Source organism: Streptomyces sp. NPDC046977 (assembly GCF_040644455.1).
Classification (GTDB): domain Bacteria; phylum Actinomycetota; class Actinomycetes; order Streptomycetales; family Streptomycetaceae; genus Actinacidiphila.
The window spans coordinates 26,836-49,453 of sequence record NZ_JBEYWO010000042.1; the positions used below are offsets into that span (position 1 = coordinate 26,836).

Below are 22,618 nucleotides of genomic sequence, written 5' to 3' on the forward strand. Positions count from 1 at the left end.
ATCCTACGGATGTGCTGCCTTGCCCCGGTTCAGCGTCATCGTGCCCGTCCACCAGGTGCAGGCCTATCTGCACGAGTGCCTGGAGTCCGTGCTCGGCCAGAGCTTCACCGACGTCGAACTGATCGCCGTCGACGACCGCTCCCCCGACGGCTGCGGCGCGATCATCGACTCCTACGCGGCCCGCGACCGCCGGGTCGTCGCCGTGCACCTGGCCGAGAACACCGGCGTCGGGCGCGCCCGCAACGCCGGCATCGCCCACGCCACCGGCGACTACCTGCTCTTCCTCGACGGCGACGACACCCTCACCCCCGGTGCGCTGCGGGCCGTCGCCGACCGGCTGGCCGAGACGGCGGGACCCGACCTGCTGGTCTTCGACCACGCCCGCACCTACTGGGACGGCCGCGTCGCCCGCGACCGCCGCTCCCACCTGCTCTCCCACGGCGGACCGCCGCCCGGCCCCCTCACCGACCGCCCCGAACTGCTGCGACTGCCGCCGGTGGCCTGGAACAAGGCCTACCGGCGGGAGTTCGTCGAACGGCACGGCCTGTCCTTCCCGCCCGGCTGGTACGAGGACGTGCCCTGGACGTACCCGGCACTGCTCGGCGCCGGCAGCGTCGCGGTGCTCGACCGGGTCTGCGTGCACCACCGGCAGCGCCGCCGCGGCAGCATCCGGCGCACCACGAGCAGCCACCACTTCGACGTCTTCGACCAGTACGACCGACTCTTCGACCACCTCGACCGCCATCCCGTGCACGACCGGTGGCGCCCCGCGCTGCACCGGCGGATGGCCGACCACCTGCTGCTGATCTACAACAGCCCCGGCCGGCTGCCCCGTTCGTCGCGCGCCGCGTACTTCGGGCGCTGCGGGCAGACCCTGCGCCGGCTGCGCCCGCAGGACCCCGGCCGCGCCGGCGGCCCGCGGCGGCTGCTGGTGCGGCTCGGCGCCCGCCATGTCTTCGACGCCGTACGGGCCGCCGGGACCCTGCGCCGGCGGCTGCGCGCACTGGCGCGGACCGCCCGCCTCGCGGGGCGCGCGGCCGCCCTGCGAACGCACTACCGCCTCCAGCGGCACCGCCCCCTGGACCCGCGGCTCGCCGTCTTCACCGCCGACCGGTACGGCGGCTACGCCTGCAACCCCGCCGCCGTGGAGACCGCCGTCCGCGGCCTCGCCCCGCACCTGCGCACCGCCTGGATCACCACACCGGAGCACGCCGGCACACTGCCGCCCGGGGTGCGCCGCCTCCAGCCGGACTCCCCCGCGTACTGGACGGCGCTGGCCCGCGCCACGTACCTGATCAACAACGTCAACTTCCCCCACGCGTACGCCAAACGCCCGGGCCAGGTGAACCTGCACACCCACCAGGGCACCCCGCTCGGCCACATGGGCCTGGACGTGCAGGACGACCCCGCCGCCTCGGCCGGCCGGGACTTCGCCCGCATGCTCGCCCACACCGACCGCTGGGACTACTGCCTGTCGGCCAACCCGCACTCCTCGGTGGTCTGGGAACGCGCCTACCCGGCCGGCTACGCCACCCTGGAGTACGGCCAGCCCCGCAACGACGTGCTGCTCCAGGCGTCCGCGGACGACGTGCTGCGCCTGCGCGCCGCCCTCGGCCTGCCCGAGGGCGTCACCGCCCTGCTGTACGCCCCGGCCCACCGCGACCACCGGCACGGCTTCCGCCCGGCCGCCGACCCGGCCCGCCTCGGCCGGGAACTCGGCCCCGGATTCGCCGTCCTGTACCGCGGGTGGGCGGCCGGCCTCCCCGAGGACCTGCCGGGCAACGTGCTCGACGTCTCCGCGCACCGCAGCGTGCAGGAACTGTGCCTGGCCTCCGACGGGCTGATCACCGACTACGCGTCCCTGATGTTCGACTACGCCGTCCTGGACCGGCCGGTCGTCGTGCACGCCGAGGACTGGACGGCCTGCCGGATCGCGCGCGGCGCCTACCTCGACATCACCGCCGAGCCGCCGGGGCCGGTCGCCGGGTCCGCGGACGAACTCCTCACCGTCCTCCGCACCGGCGCCTGGCGCGGCCCGGAATCCACCCGGCTGCGGGCGGCCTTCCGGGCGCGCTACTGCCCGTGGGACGACGGGCACGCCGCCGAACGCGTCGTGCGCCGGGTGTTCCTCGGCGAGCCCGGCGGACAGCCCCCGGTCGTGCCGCCGGAGGCCCGCCGACCGGCCCCCGCCCCGGACCTCGCCCGGGCACAGGCCCACGAGCACCGCCGCACCCAGGACTTCGGCGACGTGTACGACCAGACCCGCGACCCGGCACCCGACGCCTGAGGCGCCCCTCCGGGCAGCCGGCCCGACGGAGGCGACCGGACGCCGAAGACCCGGCCCAGGCACAGGCCCTCGAGCACCGCCCCGCCCAGGACTTCGGCGACGTGCACAACCAGACCTGCCACCCAACACCCGGCAGCTGACGGACCCCATCCGGGCAACCGGACGCCGGAGGCGACCCACCCGGCCGAGCACGTCGTGCCGCCGGAGGCCCCCCACCCGGACCCGGCCCAGGCACAGGCCCACGAGCACCGCCCCGCCCACGAGTTCGACGGCGTGCACGACCAAACCCGCGACCCGGCACCCGACGCCTGAGGACCCCATCCGAGCAACCGCCCCAGCGGAGACGACTGACCCGGCCGAGCACGTCGTGCCGCCGGAGGCCCCCCACCCCGGACCTCGCCCGGACACAGGCCCACGAGCACCGCCCCGCCCAGGAGTTCGGCGCCCGAGGCGCCCACCCGGGCACTCCGCGGTTCACCCGTTCGGCCCAGGGGAGGTGACCGACGCGGCCGGGGCGAGTTGAACCCCTCGTTCCCGCACGCCGCCCGTACCCGGAAAGGGTCACGTCAGCCGATGGCCTCGCGCACGCCCCGCCTCACCGTCGTCGTCCCGGTCCACAACGTCGAGGCGCACGTGGCGGAGTGCCTGCGCTCGGTGGCCGCGCAGACCCTCGACGCGCTCGACGTCGTGGTCGTGGACGACGGCTCCACCGACGCCGGCGCCGGCGTCGCGCGCTCCTTCGCCGACCGCGACCCCCGCTTCCGGCTGGTCCGCCAGGACGCCGCGGGACCCGGGCACGCCCGCAACACCGGTGTCCGGCACGCCGATCCGGGCAGCACCTACCTCGCGTTCCTCGACGGTGACGACGTCCTGCCGCCGCGCGCGTACGAGACGCTGGTACGGATGCTGGACGCCTCCGGCTCGGACTTCGCCACCGGCAACGCCTGGCGGCTCACCGAGGACGGCCGCAGCGAGGCCTGGCCGCGGCGCGACCTGACGCGGAACGTGCCGCGCACCCACGTCACCCGGGACCCCGGCCTGCTCTCCGACCGGGCCGCCTGGAACAAGGTCTTCCGCCGCGACTTCTGGGACCGGCACCGCCTCGCCTTCCCCGAGGGCGTGCTGTACCCGGACGCCCCCCTCACCCTTCCCGCGCACTTCCTCGCCGAGGCCGTGGACGTCCTGCACGACCATGTCTGCTACCGGCGGGCGGACGCCGGTGCGCTCACCCGGCGCCTCACCGATGTGCGGTCCGTGCGCGGCGCGGCCGACCGCGTCGCCGCCGCCGACGCGGTCAGCCGCTTCCTCGCCGACCCCGCGCACCCCGCCCGCGGCGCGCACAAGCGCGCCTGGGACCGCTCGGTGCTCACCGACGACCTGAAGGACCTCGTCGAGGCGCTGCCGACGGCGGGCCCGGAGTACCGGCGGGTGTTCATGGAGCGCACCCGGGACTTCCTCGGCCGCGTCGACCGCGGTGTCTTCCCCGAACTGCCCGTCGCGCAGCGGATCGTGTGGCACCTGGTCGCCAAGGACCGGATCGACGACCTCGTCGCGTTCCTGGACCACCAGCGCGCCAACCCGGCCGGCTTCTCCGTCGCCGGGCCGCCGCTGCGCAAGCGCGCGGTGGTCCCCGGCGCGGACGGCGCCCCGATGGCGCTGCCCCCGTCCGTGGCACGGCTGCGCCGCACGGACCTGCCCGTGCACGCCGAGGTCGCCGAAGTGGCCCGGGAGAACGGCCGGCTGGTGCTGCGCGGCCACGCCTACCTGCACAACATCGACGCCGGGCAGCCCGGCGACGCCCACATCACCGCCGTCGCCCTGAACGGCCGGCGCCGCCGGGTCAAGGCGCTGCTGCTGCCGGTGCGCATCCACCAGGACCCGGCCGCGACGACCGGCTCGCGCCAGGAGGAACACTGCTACGACTGGTCGGGCTTCGAGATCACCGTCGACCCGGCGCGGCTGCGGCCCGGCCGGTGGCGGATCGCGGTGGTCGTCGCGGCGAGAGGCGTCATCCGCACGGCCGGGCTGCGCGCAGCGGCATCCGGCTCCGGTGCCTCCCCGCAGTCGTACCCGGCGGGCGACGGGACCCGCGTGGTCCCGTACCACCGGGCCGGGCGGCTGCACCTGTCGGTGGAGCCGGTGACCGGGACGGTGACGGACCACCGGGCGGGCCCCGACGGGACGGTGGAGCTGGACGTCACCGGCGCTCCGGACGCCACCGCGCTGCGCCTGACGCTCGGCTCGACGCGGGCGCTGCGCACGTATCCGCTTCAGGACCCGGGCCACGGCGTCCGCCGGGTCCGCGTGCCCCTCGCCGACCTCGCGGACGCCCGGCCCGCGCTGGAGCCCGGCCCCCGGCAGATCGCCCCGGAGACCACCGAGACCTGGGAGGCCGCGCTGATGCGGCCGGGGGGCACCGGCCCGGTCCATCTCGACGGGGACCTGCCGGCCGGCCACTACCCGCTCGGCACGGACGCCCGGTTCGGCGGTCTCCGCCGCGAACTGCTGGTCGAGGCCGACACCGCGGGGCGGCTGGTGCTGCGCGACCGCACACCCCAGCCGGTCGTGGACGCCGTCGGCTGGACCGCCGAGGGCGCCCTCGTCCTCACCGGGCGGCTCTCCCCGGACACCGCCCCCGGCCGGGCCGAACTGGTGCTGCGGCATGGCACGTTCAGCGTCGAGCACGCTGTCCCGGTACGCCTGGACGGCACCGCCGCGCCCCTGGACCCGGCGGACCGGCCCCCGCACCGCGAGGGGCGCCGCTTCACCGCGACCGCGCGCCCCGGCCGGATCGAGACCCTCGCCGGGACCGTGCCGCTGGCCGAGGGCCGCTGGGACCTGTGGCTGCGCGCCGGCGGGCACGACGCGCCCGTGCGGGTGGCCCCCGGGGTGTTCGACGCGCTGCCGATGGCGGCGGGCTCCGGCGGCAAGGCGTTCACCGTGGACCGGCGCCTGCACGACCGGCTGTTCGTGGCGGCCGGCCCGACCGTGCCGGAGCCGCAGCGCGGCCCGTACCGGCAACGCGTCCTGCGCGAGACGCACTACCCGCGCACCCGGGGCCTGCCGCGCCGCGAGACCGTGCTGTACAGCTCCTTCGGCGGCCGCTCCTGCGGCGACTCCCCACGCGCCGTCCACGAGGAACTGCTGCGCCGCCCCGAGGCCGACGGCCTGGAGCACCTGTGGGTGGTGCGGGATGGCCAGGCGGTGCCGCCCGGGACCGCGCGGCCGGTGGTCCTGCACAGCGCGGCCTGGTACGAGGCGCTGGCGCGCAGCCGCTACGTGGTGACCAACACGCACCTGCCGCAGTGGTTCGTCCGCCGCCCCGACCAGCGGGTGCTGCAGACCTGGCACGGCACACCGGTCAAGCGCACCGGCCGCGACCTGGCCGGCACCCTGTGCGCGGACCTGCCCCACCTGCCGCGCCCGCCCCGCGACACGGGCCGCCAGTGGAGCGTGCTGCTCTCGCCGAACGCGGCCGGCACAGGCGCGCTGCGCACGGCGCTCGCCTTCGACGGCGAGGTCGCCGAAACCGGACTGCCGCGCACCGACGTGCTGTTCGCCGACGACCGCGACAAGATCGCCGCCGCACTGCGGGACCGGCTGGGCATCCCGCGGGGCCGCACCGTCGTGCTGTACGCCCCGACCCGGCGCGACGACCTCGCGTACGACGCCGACCACTACCGCCGCTCCCCGCACCTGGACCTGGCGGAGGCGCAGGCCGCGCTCGGCCGGGACCACGTGCTGCTGTACCGCTCGCACCCGCTGGTCGCCGACCGGCTGCGGCCCGGCCGCTCCGGCTTCGCCCGCGACGTGTCCGCGCACCCCGACGCGGCCGAACTGCTGCTGCTCGCGGACGTGCTGGTCACCGACTACGCCTCGCTCGCCGCGGACTTCGCCAACACCGGCCGCCCGATGCTCTTCCTCGTCCCCGACCTGGAGCACGTCCGCGACACCCTGCGCGGCTTCTACCCCGACTTCGAGGCCCAGGCGCCCGGTCCGCTGCTGCAGTCGACCGCCGAGGTCGCCGGCGCGCTGCGCGACCTGGACACCGTGGCACGGCACAGCGCCGACGCGTACGCCCACTTCCGCGCGACCTTCTGCCACCTCGACGACGGCCGGGCCGCCGCCCGCGCCACCGACCGCCTCCTCGGCCTGCCGGACGCCGCACACGACTGAGCCAGGCAGGCCCGTCCCGGCACCGCCAGTCGGCCGTAACCTCCTCCTGCGAACGGGTGGCCGGATACGGACACGTCCCCGTACGGACCCGCAGGGGATGCAGCAGCGCGTGCCACGCTCGAACATCGTGGAGACGAGCTGACGACGGCCGGGAGGGCTGCGTGACCGGCGTTCTGACGACCCAGCGGGACTGGCGGATCCAGACCTACGAGCTGCGCCGGGTGCGGCGCCCCTCGCCCTACCTGATCCTGGGCACCCTGTTCTGGCTGGTGGTTGCCCTGCGCACCTGGGACGCCGTGCCCTCCGCCGACTTCGGGCAGCACGCCGCCGCGATCGAGCGGATCGCGGCGGACTGGCGGCACCCGTCCAACCCGCTCCTCGACATGCCCGGCGCCGGCAGCCCCTACTTCACCCCCTTCACGGTGCTGCTGGGGCTGCTGAGCAGGCTCACCGGGGTGCCGGGCTGGCAGCTGCTGAAGGGCTGCGGCCCGCTCAACCTCGCCCTGGTCGTCACCGGCATCGGCGCCTTCACCCGCACCCTCAGCACGCGCCGCTGGGCGCCGGTGCTGGCCCTGGCGGCGTTCGTGCTGCTGTGGGGACCGGAGCACAAGCAGTGGAGCGGTTTCCTCGGACTCCAGTCGTTGACCCGCGGGCTGACCTACCCGAGCGCGTTCGCGATCGGCCTGACGTTCTGGGCGTGGGCGATCACCGCGCGCACCACGCGGCGCGGCGTCGGCGGGCCCTGGCTGCACGCGGGGCTCGGCCTGCTGCTCGGCGTCATCCTGCTCGTCCACCCGTTCACGGCGATGGGCGCCGTCATCGGCGTGGCCGCCCTCGTGCTCGGCCTCCAGCAGACCCCGATCGTCGCCGGGATCCTGGGCCGCTGGGCGCTGACCGCCGCCGTCGCCTTCGCGGTCGCCGGGTGGTGGCCGTACTTCAGCCTCTCCGCACTGCTGGGCGACCCGACGGTCGACGGGATCCACCGGCAGCTCTACGGCGACCTGTGGCAGTGGTACGGGCTCGCCCTGGCCGGCCTGCCCGCGCTGCTGTACCGGCTGCGGTTCAACCCGCTGGACCCGCTGGTGCTGATGTTCGCCGGGGACTGCGCGGTCGCCGCGTACGGCTGGTTCAGCGGGGAGTACTCCTACGGGCGGATCTTCGGCCTGCTGCTGGTGCCGCTGCAGTTCGCGCTGGCGGTCGAACTCGCCGAGGCCCCGCCGTGGACGCTGCTGCGCGCGGTGCTGGCGCCCGTGGCCGCCGTGGCGGCGTGCGTGGGCCTGGTGGCGCAGGCGGGCGCGATCGTCCCGACGCGCTTCGTGCCGCCGGCGGTCCATCTGCAGCGGCTGAACCACTGGCCGAGCTACGAGTGGGCGCAGCGGCACGTGGCGGTCGGCGACGTCCTCCTGACCAACGCCTACGGGCCCGCCCATGTGATGCCCGCCTACGGCGCGTTCCTGGTCGCCCCCACCTGGCCCGACCCGTCGACCACGGCGGCCGAACGGGACCGCCGCGCCGCCGACGTCCGGACCTTCCTGGCCCCGACGACCGCACCGGACCAGCGGCAGGCCATCGCCCGCCGCTACCACGTCCGCTGGATCATGACGGCGCCCGGGGCGCCCGTCCCCGCGGACGCCACGCTGGTCGCCACCGGCCCGAAGACGCGCGAACGCCTCTACCGGATCGGGTGACGGGAACCCGCCGCCGGCTCACCGGACGACGGCGAAGGGGCCGGGGGAGAACCCCCGGCCCCTTCGCCGTGCCACGGACCCGCGCGGGGACCGTCAGCGGTGCGTGCGCAGCAGCGTGCGGAAGGTCCGCATCGCCACCGACAGGTTCGCCAGGTCGAACGCCTCCGACCCCTGGATCTCGTCCAGGGTGGTGCGGGCCCGGGCGACCAGGGCGCCCCTGGCCTCCTCCCACTTCTTGAAGCGCTGCTCCGGCGTGGAGGAGCCGTTGCCCACCGACAGCACGTCCGCCGTCAGCGCGGCGTGCGCGGCGAACAGGTCCTCGCGGATGGAGGCGCGGGCCATCGACTGCCACCGGTCGGCGCGCGGCAGTTCGATGATCCGGTCCAGCAGCTGCGTGATCTGCAGGCGGTCGGCCAGGTCGTAGTAGACCTCGGCCACCGCCAGCGCGTCCTTGCCGCTGCGGTCGGCGACGTCCACGATGTCCAGCGCCGGGAAGGCGGAGGAGAATCCGGCGACCTTGGTGGCCAGTTCCTCCGGCACGCCCGCGCCGGTCAGCTCGTCGTGGATCGACTGGTACCACTCCAGGTCCGCGCCGCGCAGCAGCTTGGGCAGCTCGGCCCAGACCCGGGTGACCCCGTCCTGGAAGAACTCGATGGTCTCCGCGATCTGCAGCGGCTGCGGCCGGTTGTTGAGCAGCCAGCGCGAGGCCCGCTCCACCAGCCGCCGCGAGTGCAGCCGGACACGGGTCTGGACGTCGGCCGGCACGACGTTGTCGAGCGCCTCGACGTCGTCCCAGATCCGGCTCAGCCCGAAGATCGCGCGGGCGGCGGTGTGCGCCCGGACGATCTCCTCGCTGGTGGCCCCGGTCTCCTCCTTGAAGCGGTGGATGAAGGTGCTGCCACCGGTGTTGACGGTGTCGTTGACCAGCACCGTCGTGATGATCTCGCGGCGCAGCGCGTGACCGTCGATCTGCGCGGAGAAGCGCTCGCCGAGCGCCTTCGGGAAGTACGCGTCCAGCAGCCGCCGCAGGTACGGGTCGTCCGGCAGGCCGGTGGCGAGCAGCTCCTCCGCCGCGGTGATCTTGGTGTAGGCCAGCAGGACGGCAAGCTCCGGCTGCGTCAGGCCCTGGCCGGCGGCCAGCCGCTCGCGGATCTGCCGGTCGGTGGGCAGGAACTCCAGCGCCCGGTCGAGCTTGCCGTCGCGCACCAGCCTGCGGATGAACCGCTGCTGGGCGTGGAGCAGACTGGCCGACTGGGCCATGCTGTTGGCCAGCGCCACGTTCTGCGCGTAGTTGTTGCGCAGCACCAGGGAGCCGACCTCGTCGGTCATCTCGGCCAGCAGGGTGTTGCGCTGCTTGACCGTCATGTCGCCCTCGGCGACGACCGCGTTGAGCAGGATCTTGATGTTGACCTCGTGGTCGGAGGCGTCCACACCCGCGCTGTTGTCGATGGCGTCGGTGTTGATCCGGCCCCCGGCCAGGGCGAACTCGATGCGGCCGAGCTGGGTCAGACCCAGGTTGCCGCCCTCGCCGATGACCTTGGCACGGACCTCGGCACCGTCCACGCGGATGGCGTCGTTGGCCTTGTCGCCGACGTCCAGGTGCGTCTCGGTGGACGACTTGACGTACGTGCCGATGCCGCCGTTCCACAGCAGGTCCACCGGGGCCTTGAGGATCGCCTTCATCAGGTCGGCCGGCGTCATCTTCGCCGCCGGCTGCTCGATGCCGAGCGCCTTGCGGATCTGCGGGGTGAGCGCGATCGCCTTCGCGCTGCGCGGGAAGACCCCCCCGCCCGCCGAGATCAGCTTGGTCTCGTAGTCCGCCCACGAGGACCGCGGCAGCTCGAACATCCGGCGCCGCTCGGCGAAGGAGACCGCCGCGTCCGGCGTCGGGTCGAGGAAGATGTGCCGGTGGTCGAAGGCCGCGACCAGCCGGATGTGCTCGCTGAGCAGCATGCCGTTGCCGAACACGTCACCGGACATGTCGCCGACGCCGACGACGGTGAAGTCCTCGTTCTGGGTGTCGTGCCCCATCTCGCGGAAGTGCCGCTCGACGGACTCCCACGCGCCGCGGGCCGTGATGCCCATCTTCTTGTGGTCGTAGCCGACCGAGCCGCCGGAGGCGAACGCGTCGCCGAGCCAGAAGCCGTAGGAGTTCGCGACCTCGTTGGCGATGTCGGAGAACGACGCGGTGCCCTTGTCGGCCGCGACCACCAGGTAGGTGTCGTCGCCGTCGTGGCGGACCACGTCGGCCGGCGGCACGACCTGGCCGCCCACCAGGTTGTCGGTGATGTCCAGGAGACCGGAGATGAAGGTCTTGTACGAGGCGATGCCCTCGGCCAGCCACGCGTCGCGGTCGGCCGCCGGGTCGGGCAGCCGCTTGCCGACGAAGCCGCCCTTCGCGCCGACCGGCACGATGACGGTGTTCTTCACCATCTGCGCCTTGACCAGGCCCAGCACCTCGGTACGGAAGTCCTCGCGCCGGTCGGACCAGCGCAGGCCGCCGCGGGCGACCTTGCCGAAGCGCAGGTGCACGCCCTCCACCCGCGGGGAGTACACCCAGATCTCGTACTCCGGGCGCGGCGCGGGCAGGTCCGGGATCGCCTGCGGGTCGAACTTCATCGACAGGTAGGCGTGCGGCTTGCCGCCCTCGGCGCGCTGGAAGTAGTTGGTGCGCAGCGTCGCCTTGATCAGCGTGAGGAAGGAGCGCAGGATGCGGTCCTCGTCCAGGCTCGCGACCTGGTCGAGGGCGGCGTCCACCTCCTCCAGCAGGGCGTCGGTCAGCTCGCTGCCGGCCCGCTGGTGGTCCGGGGACAGGCGCGCCTGGAAGAGGTTGACCAGCAGCCGGGTGGTGTGGACGTTGTTGCGGAGGGTGTCCTCCATGTAGTCCTGCGAGAAGGCCGTACCGGCCTGCCGCAGGTACTTGGCGTAGGCGCGCAGCACCATCGCCTGACGCCAGGTCAGACCGGCGCTCAGCACCAGCGAGTTGAAGCCGTCGTTCTCGGCCCGACCGGTCCAGGTCGCGGTGAAGGCGTCCTGGAAGCGCTCGCGGGCGTCGTCCCCGAGGTCGCCGAGCGAGGGGTCGATGCGCAGCCCGAAGTCGTAGATCCAGGCACGGCCCGCGCTCTCCTCGCCGTCCTGCGACGAGGAGGGCGTACGGCGCAGCTCGTAGGGGCGCTCGTCGGTGACCTCGACGCCCAGGCGCTGGAGCGCCGGCAGCACCGCGGACAGCGACACCGGCGCACCGGTGCGGTAGATCTTGAACCGGCGCTCGCCGGGGGCGGCACCGACCGGCTCGTACAGGCTGAGGCAGAAGTCCTCGCCGTTGAGCCGCTCCAGGTGCTGCAGGTCGGCGACGGCGGCACGCGGGCTGAAGTCGGCGCGGTAGCCGTCGGGGAAGGCCTGCGCGTACCGGCGGTTCATCTCGGCGGCGCGCTCCTCGCCGCACTCGGCGTTCAGCGCCTCGGCGAAGCCGTCGGACCAGGAGCGCACGGCCTCGGTCAGCCGGCCCTCGATACGGTCGACATCGCCCTCGCTGAGCTGCGGCAGCCGCGTGCCGGGGGCGACCCGGACCACGAAGTGCAGCCGGGAGAGCACCGACTCGGTGCTCCAGGCGGTGAAGTCGACGGTGACGCCGTTGAGTTCCTCCTTGAGGATGTCCGTCAGCCGCAACCGGGACGCCGTGGTGAAGCGGTCGCGGGGCATGTAGACCAGCGCGGACAGGTAGCGCCCGTACTCGTCCTGCCGCAGGAACAGCCGCAGCCGGCGGCGCTCCTGGAGGTACAGCACGCTGGTGACGGTCTGCCGCAGCTCGTCCGGCGAGGTCTGGAACAGCTCGTCGCGCGGGTAGGTCTCCAGGATCTGCAGCAGATCGCGGCCGTCGTGGCTGTCCGGCGAGACCCCGGCGCCCTCCAGCACCTCGGCGACCTTGCGGCGGATGACCGGCACCCGGCGCACCGACTCGGTGTACGCGGCCGAGGAGAACAGCCCGAGGAAGCGGCGCTCTCCGATGACGTTGCCGTCGGCGTCGAACTTCTTGACGCCGATGTAGTCCAGGTACGACGGCCGGTGCACGGTGGCCCGGCTGTTCGCCTTGGTGATGATCAGCAGCCGCTGCTCGCGGGCCTTCTTGCGGGCGTCGACGGGCAGCCGGTTGAACGACGGCGACACCGGGTGCGCGTTGTGGCGGCCCTCGTCGTCGTGGTGGTGCGGGTCGGAGCGCAGGATGCCGAGCCCGGTGCCGGGCACCGCGGTGAGCACGTCCTCCTGGCCCTCGGGGGTGTCCTCCGTGGTGAGCGCGTACTCCCGGTAGCCGATGAAGGTGAAGTGGTCGTCGGACAGCCAGCGCAGCAGCTCCCAGGCCTCGCCGACCTCCTGCTCGGGCAGCGACGGCGGGGTCGCGGCGAGCTCGTCGGCGATGCGCAGCGCGCCGTCGCGCATCTTCTGCCAGTCCTCGACGGCCTCGCGGACGTCGGACAGCACCCGGCGCAGGTCGGCGCCGATCTGCTTGAGGTCCTCGCGGTCGGTCTCGCGGTCGATCTCGACGTGGATCCAGGACTCGGTCAGCACGTCGTGCGGCAGCTGCGTGCCGTCGCCGGGAACGGCCTCCAGCACCTCCAGCAGGTTGCCGGTCAGGTCGCGGCGCACGAGCATCTGCGGATGGACGACCACGTGGATCGCGCGGTCCTGCCGGGACAGCTCATTGGTGACGGAGTCGACGAGGAACGGCATGTCGTCGGTGACCACCTCCACGACCGTGTGGCTGCACGTCCACCCGTTCTCCTCGACCGAGGGCGTGTGCACGCGCACGTTCGCGGTGCCCTGCGGGCGTACCTCGGCGAGGCGGTAGTGGGACAGGGCGGCGCCGTAGACGTCCACCGGGTCGCGGTGGACCAGGTCCTCGGGCGCGCTGTGCAGGTAGTAGCGCTGGAGGAAGGAGTCCAGCGCCTCCTTCACCGGGCCCGCACTGCCGTCCGCCCCTGCTTGGCCGGGAGCCGGCGTTCCCCCCGCCGAAGGTCCGGGGCCCACGCGGGCCGCCCGTTCCAGCAGCTCGGCCTTGGCTTCGTCCAGCTTGGTCTGCATGTCCTCATGCTCCCTGTCGCGCGCCGTTGCGTGACGTAGGTCGTGGTGATCGATGGATCAGCGCTGATCACGCTGTAAGGCTATCGCTACGGCCGGGGGGGCTGTCAGGGCCTCTTTGTGTACAAAAGCACGAACCAATCTTTGACGAACTGGACAGTCCGGCCGCGCGGGTGCAGGTTGAGGAGGTGACCGTACGGAGGTCGTAACGAGACGTTCACTCACGCCACGGGAAGGGACGGGAAACCCGGTCATGGCCACCAAGATCCTGATCGTCACCGGCGACGCGGCCGAGTCGCTCGAAGTCATGTACCCGTACCAGCGGCTCCTCGAAGAGGGATACGAGGTGCACATCGCGGCGCCCAGCCGCAAGAAGCTCCGGTTCGTCGTGCACGACTTCGAGGAGGGCTTCGACACCTACACCGAGAAGCCGGGCTACACCTGGCAGGCGGACCTGTCCTTCGCGGACGTCGACCCCGGCGCGTACGCGGCCGTCGTCGTCCCCGGCGGGCGCGCCCCCGAGTACCTGCGCAACGACCCCGAACTGCGCAAGGTGCTCAAGGCCTTCTTCGACGCCGACAAGCCCGTCGCCCAGATCTGCCACGGGCCGCTGCTGACCGCCGCGGTGGGCGCCCTCAGCGGGCGCCGCGTCACCGCCTACCCGGCACTGGAAATGGACATGGAGGCGGCGGGCGCCGGCTTCCAGGACACCGCCGTCGTCGTGGACGGCATGGTGGTCTCCTCCCGCGCCTGGCCGGACCACCCCTCGTGGATGCGGGAGTTCCTGACCGTGCTGCGGGCCAAGGCGCCGGTGACCTGAGCCCTGCGCCGCTCCGGGCGGCCGGGGCCCGGCGCCTGCCTCAGGCGACCAGGGCCTCGGCCGTCTCCACGGCCTCCAGCAGGGTGTCCACGACCGGGACGCCCGCCTTCTCCAGGCTGGCCCGGCTGTGCGAACCGCCCGTGTACAGCACCGCGAGGGCGCCCACGTGCCGGGCCGCCACCGCGTCGTCGACCGCGTCGCCGATGACCACGACCCGGCCCGCCGCTATGCCGTCCATCGCCGCCAGGTGCCGCGCCATCTGCTCGGACTTGCCCGTGTGACTGCCCTCGGTGCGGCCGTCCACGCGCACGAAGTGGTTCTCGATGCCGTGCGTGCGCAGGATCGGTATCAGCTGCTCGTGCGGGGCCAGCGAGCACAGCGACTGGGTCAGCCCCTCGTACCGCCGGCGGGCCAGGATCTCCGCGGCGCCCTCCGCGAGGCAGCAGGTGCCGGCGAGGGCCCAGTAGTGGCGATGGAAGATCTCGTCCATCACCTCCCACTCGTCCTCGGTGGGCAGACGTCCCATGAGCCGCTCGTAGAACTTCGGCACGGGCACGCAGTACAGCTCGCGGTAGCGCTCCAGCGTGATCCGCGGGAGGCCGATCTCGGCGAAGGAGGCGTTCGTCGCCTCGATCACCGCGTCGATGTCGTGGAGCAGCGTGCCGTTCCAGTCCCACACCAGATGCGCGTTCACATCCGGAACCGTACCCAGACCCTCCCGGCCCAAGGCAAGTGCCGAGGTCACATACGAAGCAGCATCGTAGACACCGGCGCCCGCCGGGGCCGCGTCCGGGCGGCCAGCGACACGGGTCACGCGATCAGCGTGGGGATCTCCTGCGTGGCGTACCAGAGCAGCTCGTGGTCCTCCGCGCCGTCGACCGTGAAGCGCGCGTCGTCGTCCCCGGCATCGGCCGCGCCCAGGGCCCCCGCGGCCGCGGCGATGTCCGCCTCGGCCTCGTCGGCGTCCGCGTGCACCGCCGCGGCCCGCGCCATCGGCACGGGCGCCGACAGCCGGACCGCGCCGAGGGCGGAGGGGTCCAGGGCGCGGTCGGGGTCGAAGGAGACGGCGGCGTCGGCGACGTCCACGGCGAGCACGACACGGCGGCGCGGCGCGTCCGGGGTCAGCGCCAGCTGCCGCAGCGAGCTCTGGGCGGCCCGGGTCAGGGCCGCGTACTCCAGTTCCTCGATGTCGTCGGAGACGTACCACTCGCGCAGGCTCGGGGTGACCGCGAAGGCGTCCAGCGGGGCGGGGCCCAGTTCGCCGGCCTTGTGCGCCTCGGCCAGGCCGGGAAGGGTCGTGGGGATGTAGACGCGCATGGCGTCAGCATACGTGCGCGGCACTCCGGATAGGTGAATCCCGGGCCACCCCCCGCGTCACCCCCGCCCGGCTTCCGCACCCCGCGGCACCCCGCGTACAACCCGGTTACCAATCGGTAGACCACGGGGGTCCCACATGCCTGTCAGCACACCGTCACCCAATGCGACCGTCCGCGCGCACACCGTCACCGCCCTGCCGCCCCATGTCTGGTTCGCCGGGCGGCTGCTGGACGTCCTCACCGGACGCCGGCCCGTCGCCGCCCTCGCCGGACGCGTGCGCCCCGAGGCCTACGACTGCCTGTGGGACCTGGTGAACGCCCGCGCCGACTGGGGCTACGTCGCCCGCGGGCACACCCCCCGGCTGCTCGGCAGGCCACGGGTGTCGCCCTCCTCCGACGGCACGGCCATCGAGGTCGCCGCCACCGTCGCCCTCGCCCCCGGCATCGTGCGGGCGCTCGCCTTCCGCCTGGAGCGCGACACCGCCCCACCGGGCGGCGGCCCCGGCTGCTGGCGCTGCACCGCCGTGGAGGCCCGCTGAGACGCCGCCGGGGCCGGCCCCCGAAGGAGTCCGGCCCCGGCCGCCCGCGTCACCGCGGAAGTGCCCTGTGACGCCGCCGCTACTTCTTGCGGCGCCGGCCGCCCTTGGCGGCGCGACGGCGCTCCGCCCGGGTCAGGCCGTCCGACTCGGGGAGGTCGCCGTCGGCGTCGCCGTTGTCGAACTCGCCCTGCACGACACCGCCCTCGCCGTCCACCGTCGGGGCGGAGAAGTGCAGCCGGTCCGCCCGCTTCGGGGCCTCCAGGCCCTTGGCGCGGATCTCCGGACGGGCGTCCTGCTTGATCAGGGTCGGCACCGCGTCCTCGGCACCGGCGTCCACCGGCACCTCCTCGACCTGCTGCTCGACCTGGACCTCCAGGTTGAACAGGTAGCCGACGGACTCCTCCTTGATGCCGTCCATCATGGCCTTGAACATGTCGTAGCCCTCGCGCTGGTACTCCACCAGCGGGTCGCGCTGCGCCATCGCCCGCAGGCCGATGCCCTCCTGCAGGTAGTCCATCTCGTACAGGTGCTCACGCCACTTGCGGTCCAGCACCGACAGCACCACGCGCCGCTCCAGCTCGCGCATGATCTCCTCGCCGAGCTGCTTCTCCCGCGCGTCGTACTGCTCGTGGATGTCGTCCTTGGCCATCTCGCCGATGAACTCGGCGGTGATGCCCGCCCGGTCGCCGGCGGCCTCCTCCAGGTCGTCCACCGTCACCGTGATCGGGTAGAGCTGCTTGAAGGCGCTCCACAGCCGGTCCAGGTCCCAGTCCTCGGCGAAGCCCTCGGCCGTCTCGATCGCGATGTAGTCGTCGATCGTGTCGTCCATGAAGTGACGCACCTGCTCGTGCAGGTCCTCGCCCTCCAGGACGCGGCGGCGCTCGCCGTAGATGACCTCGCGCTGCCGGTTGAGCACCTCGTCGTACTTCAGGACGTTCTTGCGGATCTCGAAGTTCTGCTGCTCGACCTGCGACTGGGCGGAGGCGATGGCGCGGGTGACCATCTTGTTCTCGATCGGCACGTCGTCCGGCACGTTCGCCATCGCCATGACGCGCTCCACCATCTGCGCCTTGAACAGGCGCATCAGGTCGTCACCGAGCGACAGGTAGAAGCGGGACTCGCCCGGGTCGCCCTGACGGCCGGAGCGGCCGCGCAGCTGGTTGTCGATACGGCGCGACTCGTGGCGCTCGGTGCCCAGCACGTACAGCCCGCCGAGCTCCTTGACCTCCTCGAACTCGGCCTTGACCGCCGCCTCGGCGCGCTCCAGCGCCTCCGGCAGGGCCTGCGCCCACTCCTCGACGTGCTCCACCGGGTCCAGGCCGCGCTGGCGCAGCTCCGCCTCGGCGAGGTCGTCCGGGTTGCCGCCGAGCTTGATGTCGGTACCGCGGCCGGCCATGTTGGTGGCCACCGTGACGGCGCCCTTGCGGCCCGCCTGCGCGACGATCGACGCCTCACGCTCGTGCTGCTTGGCGTTGAGCACCTCGTGCGGCACACCGCGCTTGTTCAGCTGCTGCGACAGGTACTCGGACTTCTCCACCGAGGTCGTGCCGACCAGGACCGGCTGGCCCTTCTCGTGCTTCTCGACGATGTCCTCGACGACCGCCGCGAACTTCGCCTCCTCCGTGCGGTAGATCAGGTCCGCGCGGTCCTGACGGCTCACCGGGCGGTTCGTCGGGATCGGGACCACACCGAGCTTGTAGATCTGGTGGAACTCGGCGGCCTCGGTCATCGCCGTACCGGTCATGCCGGAGAGCTTGTCGTAGAGGCGGAAGAAGTTCTGGAGGGTGATCGTGGCGAGCGTCTGGTTCTCGTCCTTGATCTCCACCCCCTCCTTCGCCTCGATCGCCTGGTGCATGCCCTCGTTGTAGCGGCGGCCGGCGAGGATACGGCCGGTGTGCTCGTCGACGATCATGACTTCGCCGTCCATGACGACGTAGTCCTTGTCCTTCTTGTAGAGCTCCTTGGCCTTGATGGCGTTGTTCAGGTAGCCCACCAGCGGGGTGTTCACCGACTCGTAGAGGTTGTCGATGCCCAGCCAGTCCTCGACCTTCGAGACGCCGACCTCGTGGATCGCGACGGTGCGCTTCTTCTCGTCGAAGTCGTAGTCGCCGGTCTCCGGCTTGCCCATGCCGCCGGCCTCGCCCGGCTTCAGGCGGGTCACCAGGCGCGCGAAGTCCGAGTACCACTTGGTGGCCTGGTCCGCCGGACCCGAGATGATCAGCGGGGTACGGGCCTCGTCGATGAGGATCGAGTCCACCTCGTCCACCACCGCGAAGTTGTGACCGCGTTGCACCAGTTCTTCCTTCGACCACGCCATGTTGTCGCGCAGGTAGTCGAAGCCGAACTCGTTGTTGGTGCCGTACGTGATGTCGCAGGCGTACTGCTCCCGGCGCTCCCCCGGGTTCATGTTCGCCAGGATGCAGCCGACCTTCAGGCCCAGGAAGCGGTGCACCCGGCCCATCCACTCCGAGTCGCGCTCGGCGAGGTAGTCGTTGGTGGTGATCAGGTGCACGCCCTTGCCGGACAGCGCGTTCAGATACGTCGGCAGCGTGCCGACCAGGGTCTTTCCTTCGCCGGTGCGCATCTCGGCGACGTAACCGAGGTGCAGGGCGGCACCACCCATCAGCTGGACGTCGTAGTGGCGCTGCCCCAGGACGCGCTTGGCGGCCTCGCGGACGGTGGCGAACGCCTCGGGAAGCAGGTCGTCCAGGCTCTCGCCATCGGCGTAACGCTGCTTGTACTCGTCCGTGAGGGCCCGCAGCTCGGCGTCCGTCAGGTTGACGAAGTCCTCTTCAATGGAATTGACCTGGTCCGCGATGCGGTGCAGCTTGCGCAGGATCTTGCCTTCGCCTGCACGCAGGATCTTGTTGAGGACGGACACGTAGGCTGGCTCCTTGCCGGTCGGGCCTGGCACGGGTTCTCGCGCTGGGCACAGCGGGTCACACCCCGCTGCAACGGCCATCGTAAGCGAGGACCCCAGCAGGCCGGGAGGTCCGTCGCCAAGCCGGGCGGTTCTCACCCGCGAACCGCCACCCCAAGGTGGCGACATCCGGTCGTGGCGGGGCACCCGTTCCTGGATACTCCCGCACATGGAGGCCGCATGGAACCGATAACCCTCACCACCGCGCACCTGCTGCTCCGCCCCTTCGGCCCGTCCGACGCCGACGCCGTCCGCACCGCCTGCCAGGACCCCGAGATCCCGCGCTGGACCTCGGTACCGTCCCCCTACACCCGCGAGCACGCCGAGGACTTCGTCGGCCGCATCTGCCCCGAGGGCTGGCGCGACGACCTGATCTACAACTTCGCGGTGGTCACCCGGGACGAGGGACATCTCGTGGGAGCCATGGGACTGGTGAGACTGGAGCGCCTGCACACCGCGGAACGGCAGGCCGAGCTCGGCTACTGGACCGCCAAGGAGCACCGCGGCCGCGGCCTGACCGCCGAGGCCGCCGGGGCCGTCGTGCGCTGGGCGCTCCGCGACCTCGGCGTGGAACGACTGGAGTGGTACGCCGAGGCCGGCAACCACGGCTCCCGCGCGGTCGCCCTCAAGGCGGGCTTCCGGATGGAGGGCACCCTGCGCGCCCGGATCGTGCACCAGGGAACCCGGCGGGACGCCTGGAGCGGCTCGCTGCTGCCCTCCGACATCGGCATGGACGGCGGAGCGGCGTACCTGCCGTACCCGGGCAAGTGACCCGGCGGGCCCGGGGCCGGTTGCCGACCGGACCCGGCCCGCCCGTACCGGCGCCGACCCGCACCCGCACCCGCCCGCCCGCCCGGGACCGTCCGGGACCGTCCGGACCGGCTGTCGGACCCTGCTTCTACGCTGGGGCGCATGACCAAGCCCGCTCCGCTCTCCGCCGACGAAGCCCGCCGCACGGCACTGCGCGCCCAGGGGTTCCTCGGCGCCCCCGACCGCCGCGGCGGCGTGCGCGGCACACTGCGGCGGCTCGGCGCGGTGCAGCTCGACACGATCTCCGTCCTCGCCCGCTCGCACGAACTCATCCCGTACGCACGGCTCGGCGCGGTCGGCAGAACCGCGGTCGAGACGGCGTACTGGACCGAGAACCACGCCTTCGAGTACTGGTCGCACGCCGCGTGCATCCTGCCCGTCGAGGAATGGCCGCACTTCGCCTTCCGCCGCAGGGCCCGCCGCGCCCGCGGCCACCGCTGGCACGTGCTCCAGGACGCCGAACGCTCCATCGCCGCGGTGCTGGACCGTCTCAAAACCGACGGGCCGCTCACCTCCACCGAACTCGGCGGCGCCAAGAACGGCGGCCCCTGGTGGGACTGGTCCGAGACGAAGATCGCGGTGGAGTGGCTTCTCGACACCGGTGACGTGGTCTGCACCCAGCGCCGCGGCTGGAAGCGGGTCTACGACCTCGCCGAACGCGCCGTCCCCGACGCCCTGTTCCACGACGACATCGACGACGCCGAATGCCTGCGCCGCCTGGTCGCCCAGGCCGGCACGGCCCTGGGCGTCGCCACCCGCGCCGACCTCGCCGACTACCACCGCGTCAAGGGCGAGCAGGTGGACGCCGTCATCGACGACACCGGCCTGGTCCCCGTCGAGGTCGAGGGCTGGGGCAAGCCCGCATGGGCCGACCCCGCCGCCCTCGCCGCACTCTCACGCGGCGGACGGCACCGGACCACCCTGCTGTCCCCCTTCGACTCCCTCATCTGGGACCGGCCGCGCACCGAGCGCATCTTCGGCTTCACGCACCGTCTTGAGGCGTACGTCCCCAAACCCCGGCGCATCCACGGCTACTTCGCGATGCCACTGCTGACCGGCGGCCGGCTCGTCGGACGTGCCGACCCGGCCCGCGAGGGCAGCACCCTGATCGCCCGTCAGGTCACCCTCGACTCCGCGCGCGCCGTGGAACCCATGGCCGAAGCGCTGCGCGAGGCCGCGGAATGGGTCGGCTGCGACAGCGTGCGCGTCGAGCGGCTGGACGACCCCGCGCTGGCGGCGGCGCTCCGGGCCGCGGTGGCGTGACGCCGGAGGCCCGGCCGGTCCCGGCAGGCCGGCCGACCGGGCCCCGCTAGCGGATCTCCAGGATCTTCTCCCGCATCGCGTACACCACGGCCTCCATGCGCGAGTGCAGTTGGAGCTTCTCCAGGATGTTGCGCACATGGTTCTTCACGGTGTTCTCGCTGATGAAGAGCTCCTTCGCGATGTCCCGGTTGTTCATACCGGTCGCGACGAGCTTCAGCACCTCCAGCTCACGGTCGGTCAGCCGGGGTGCCGGGACGAGCCGTCGCTCGTCCGTGCGCTGGATCATCGACTTGAACTCGGTGAGCAGCTTGGACGCCATCGACGGGCTGATCTGCGACTGCCCGTCCGCGACCGCGCGGATCGCGGTGGCGACCTCGTCCGTCGAGATCTCCTTGAGGAGATAGCCGGTGGCGCCGGCCTTGATCGCCTCGTAGAGGTCGGCCTCCTCGTCGCTCATCGTCAGCATGATGATCTTCGCGCTCGGCGCCACCTCCTTGATGGAGGTACAGGCCTCGATCCCGCCCCGCCTCGGCATCCGCACATCCATCAGCACGATGTCCGGGAGCAGGTCGGCGGCCTTCTCCGTCGCCTCCGCACCGTCCCCGGCCTCACCGATGACCTGGATGTCCTCCTCCTGCGCGAGCACGATCTCCAGGCCCCGCCGGAACAGCGCGTGATCGTCCACCACGAGGACCCTGATGGGCTCCTTGCGCGGCGCACCGGCCATGCCGTGCGCGCCGTTCGCTCCCGCGTCCTGCGCGACCCCGTCACCGGGTTCCGCCGCACCGGACGGCGCGGACTCGAAGCTGTCGGCCATCGGTTCCTCCCCCTCGGGCCGGCCGCCCGTGGTCGTTGCACGCTTCTGCGCACCTTCGTGCCAGGCCGATCGGGCGGTGCGGCCCGACAGCCGGCTGCCCGGCCATGATTCCATGCCGGGACACGGCAACGCCCCCGGACGGAGGTCGTTTCCCGCCCAGGGGCGCCGCCCGTTACCGTCACATCACCGGCGCAGCGCTCCTCCCGCACCGGACGGCGCCACCATGACGGAGGGGTCCGCCTTCAGGTGGATGACGCCGTAGTCGTAGCCGTGCCGCCGGTAGACGACACTCGGTTGTTCCGTGTCGGAGTCGATGAACAGATAGAAGTCGTGCCCGATCAGTTCCATCTCGTAGAGCGCCTGATCGAGCGTCATCGGTGCTGCCGCGTGCGTCTTCTCACGCACCACCAGCGGACCTTCGCCCTGGACCTCCAGGGAACCCATCTTGGTGGTGGGCACGCCGACGGCGGAGTCGTCCGCGGGCCGGGTGCCGTTGGACTCCTCGGCGGCCAGGACGGCCGTCGCCTCCGCCACGCTGAGGGGCGCACGGCTCCCGCCGCGGTGGTGCACCCTGCGTTTGTCGGCGGCCTTGCGCAGTCGCGCCTCGAGCTTGCTCACCGCGAGGTCGAGCGCCGCGTACGGATCCGTAGCGGCGGCCTCGGCCCGGATCACCGGTCCACGCGAGAGCAAGGTGATCTCCACCCGGTCGGAGCGGTCCGCCTGCCGGGGGTTGGGCTCCTTCGACACCTCGACTTCGAGGCTGATCACCTTGCCGTCGAGCTTCTGGATCTTGTCCAGCTTCTCGGTCACGTGCTTCCGGAACCGCTCGGGCACCTCGGTCTTGCGGCCCTTGACGACGATGTCCACGCAGAACTCCGTTCCCGGATCGCCCCGTTCGCACAGGAC

At 72.7% G+C, this 22,618-nt stretch carries 12 protein-coding genes and 1 pseudogene; 7 read left to right on the plus strand and 6 right to left on the minus strand.

Annotated elements, in window-relative coordinates; all coding sequences use genetic code 11:
* Positions 1-19: 19 nt before the first annotated feature.
* The 3 genes from ABZ883_RS38615 to ABZ883_RS38625 all read left to right on the plus strand — a co-directional run bounded on the left by ABZ883_RS38615 (position 20) and on the right by ABZ883_RS38625 (position 8,151).
* Positions 20-2,287 carry a bifunctional glycosyltransferase family 2 protein/CDP-glycerol:glycerophosphate glycerophosphotransferase gene (locus ABZ883_RS38615; RefSeq protein WP_360915352.1) on the plus strand — a complete coding sequence of 756 codons (2,268 nt, stop codon included), beginning with the start codon at positions 20-22 and terminating at the stop codon, positions 2,285-2,287.
* A gap of 573 nt (positions 2,288-2,860) precedes the next feature.
* Positions 2,861-6,463 (plus strand): CDP-glycerol glycerophosphotransferase family protein, encoded by a 3,603-nt coding sequence (locus ABZ883_RS38620; RefSeq protein ID WP_360915355.1) that lies wholly within the window; start codon positions 2,861-2,863, stop codon positions 6,461-6,463.
* A 161-nt stretch (positions 6,464-6,624) separates the two neighbouring features.
* Entirely contained in the window at positions 6,625-8,151 is a 1,527-nt protein-coding gene (locus ABZ883_RS38625; RefSeq protein ID WP_360915358.1) for a hypothetical protein, read from the plus strand.
* A gap of 93 nt (positions 8,152-8,244) precedes the next feature.
* Here the strand turns inward: ABZ883_RS38625 and ABZ883_RS38630 are convergent, their stop codons facing one another.
* Positions 8,245-13,230: an NAD-glutamate dehydrogenase gene (locus tag ABZ883_RS38630; RefSeq protein WP_360915361.1), complete on the minus strand. Its 4,986-nt coding sequence runs from the start codon at positions 13,228-13,230 to the stop codon at positions 8,245-8,247.
* A 250-nt stretch (positions 13,231-13,480) separates the two neighbouring features.
* Between ABZ883_RS38630 and ABZ883_RS38635 the strand changes: the two genes are divergently transcribed.
* Positions 13,481-14,047, plus strand: coding sequence for a DJ-1/PfpI family protein (locus ABZ883_RS38635; protein WP_360915364.1), 567 nt, complete (start codon positions 13,481-13,483; stop codon positions 14,045-14,047).
* Positions 14,048-14,087: 40 nt separating this feature from the next.
* On the opposite strand, the gene ABZ883_RS38640 is transcribed toward ABZ883_RS38635, so the two are convergent.
* Together ABZ883_RS38640 and ABZ883_RS38645 are read right to left on the minus strand one after the other, a co-directional pair.
* Positions 14,088-14,741 carry an HAD family hydrolase gene (locus ABZ883_RS38640; RefSeq protein WP_360915367.1) on the minus strand — a complete coding sequence of 218 codons (654 nt, stop codon included), beginning with the start codon at positions 14,739-14,741 and terminating at the stop codon, positions 14,088-14,090.
* Between the two features lie 116 nt (positions 14,742-14,857).
* Positions 14,858-15,364, minus strand: a complete 507-nt coding sequence (locus tag ABZ883_RS38645) for a hypothetical protein (protein WP_360915370.1) — start codon at positions 15,362-15,364, stop codon at positions 14,858-14,860.
* 136 nt (positions 15,365-15,500) lie between these two features.
* On the opposite strand from ABZ883_RS38645, the gene ABZ883_RS38650 reads away from it, so the two are divergent.
* A complete protein-coding gene (locus ABZ883_RS38650; RefSeq protein WP_360915373.1) occupies positions 15,501-15,902 on the plus strand; it encodes an Rv3235 family protein in 402 nt (133 codons plus the stop codon).
* Positions 15,903-15,981: 79 nt separating this feature from the next.
* Here ABZ883_RS38650 and secA read toward each other — a convergent pair whose 3' ends face one another.
* Positions 15,982-18,783, minus strand: a complete 2,802-nt coding sequence (secA, locus tag ABZ883_RS38655) for a preprotein translocase subunit SecA (RefSeq protein WP_360915376.1) — start codon at positions 18,781-18,783, stop codon at positions 15,982-15,984.
* A 219-nt stretch (positions 18,784-19,002) separates the two neighbouring features.
* On the opposite strand from secA, the gene ABZ883_RS38660 reads away from it, so the two are divergent.
* Together ABZ883_RS38660 and ABZ883_RS38665 are read left to right on the plus strand one after the other, a co-directional pair.
* On the plus strand, positions 19,003-19,593 hold the full coding sequence (locus ABZ883_RS38660; protein WP_360915379.1) for a GNAT family N-acetyltransferase: 591 nt from the start codon (positions 19,003-19,005) through the stop codon (positions 19,591-19,593).
* Between the two features lie 141 nt (positions 19,594-19,734).
* Positions 19,735-20,895 carry a crosslink repair DNA glycosylase YcaQ family protein gene (locus ABZ883_RS38665; protein WP_360915382.1) on the plus strand — a complete coding sequence of 387 codons (1,161 nt, stop codon included), beginning with the start codon at positions 19,735-19,737 and terminating at the stop codon, positions 20,893-20,895.
* A gap of 46 nt (positions 20,896-20,941) precedes the next feature.
* On the opposite strand, the pseudogene ABZ883_RS38670 reads toward ABZ883_RS38665, so the two are convergent.
* Positions 20,942-21,607: pseudogene (locus ABZ883_RS38670) on the minus strand (response regulator transcription factor); the annotation flags it as partial.
* Positions 21,608-21,895: 288 nt separating this feature from the next.
* Positions 21,896-22,579, minus strand: a complete 684-nt coding sequence (gene raiA, locus ABZ883_RS38675; RefSeq protein WP_360915384.1) for a ribosome-associated translation inhibitor RaiA — start codon at positions 22,577-22,579, stop codon at positions 21,896-21,898.
* Between the last annotated feature and the right edge of the window lie 39 nt (positions 22,580-22,618).

Bases quoted from the DNA above. Each gene is read 5' to 3' on its own strand.
- ABZ883_RS38620 (WP_360915355.1), top strand. From the start codon at position 2,861: ATGGCCTCGCGCACGCCCCGCCTCACCGTCGTCGTCCCGGTCCACAAC.
- ABZ883_RS38630 (WP_360915361.1), bottom strand. From the start codon at position 13,230: ATGCAGACCAAGCTGGACGAAGCCAAGGCCGAGCTGCTGGAACGGGCG.
- ABZ883_RS38635 (WP_360915364.1), top strand. From the start codon at position 13,481: ATGGCCACCAAGATCCTGATCGTCACCGGCGACGCGGCCGAGTCGCTC.
- ABZ883_RS38645 (WP_360915370.1), bottom strand. From the start codon at position 15,364: ATGCGCGTCTACATCCCCACGACCCTTCCCGGCCTGGCCGAGGCGCAC.
- ABZ883_RS38650 (WP_360915373.1), top strand. From the start codon at position 15,501: ATGCCTGTCAGCACACCGTCACCCAATGCGACCGTCCGCGCGCACACC.
- ABZ883_RS38660 (WP_360915379.1), top strand. From the start codon at position 19,003: ATGGAACCGATAACCCTCACCACCGCGCACCTGCTGCTCCGCCCCTTC.
- ABZ883_RS38665 (WP_360915382.1), top strand. From the start codon at position 19,735: ATGACCAAGCCCGCTCCGCTCTCCGCCGACGAAGCCCGCCGCACGGCA.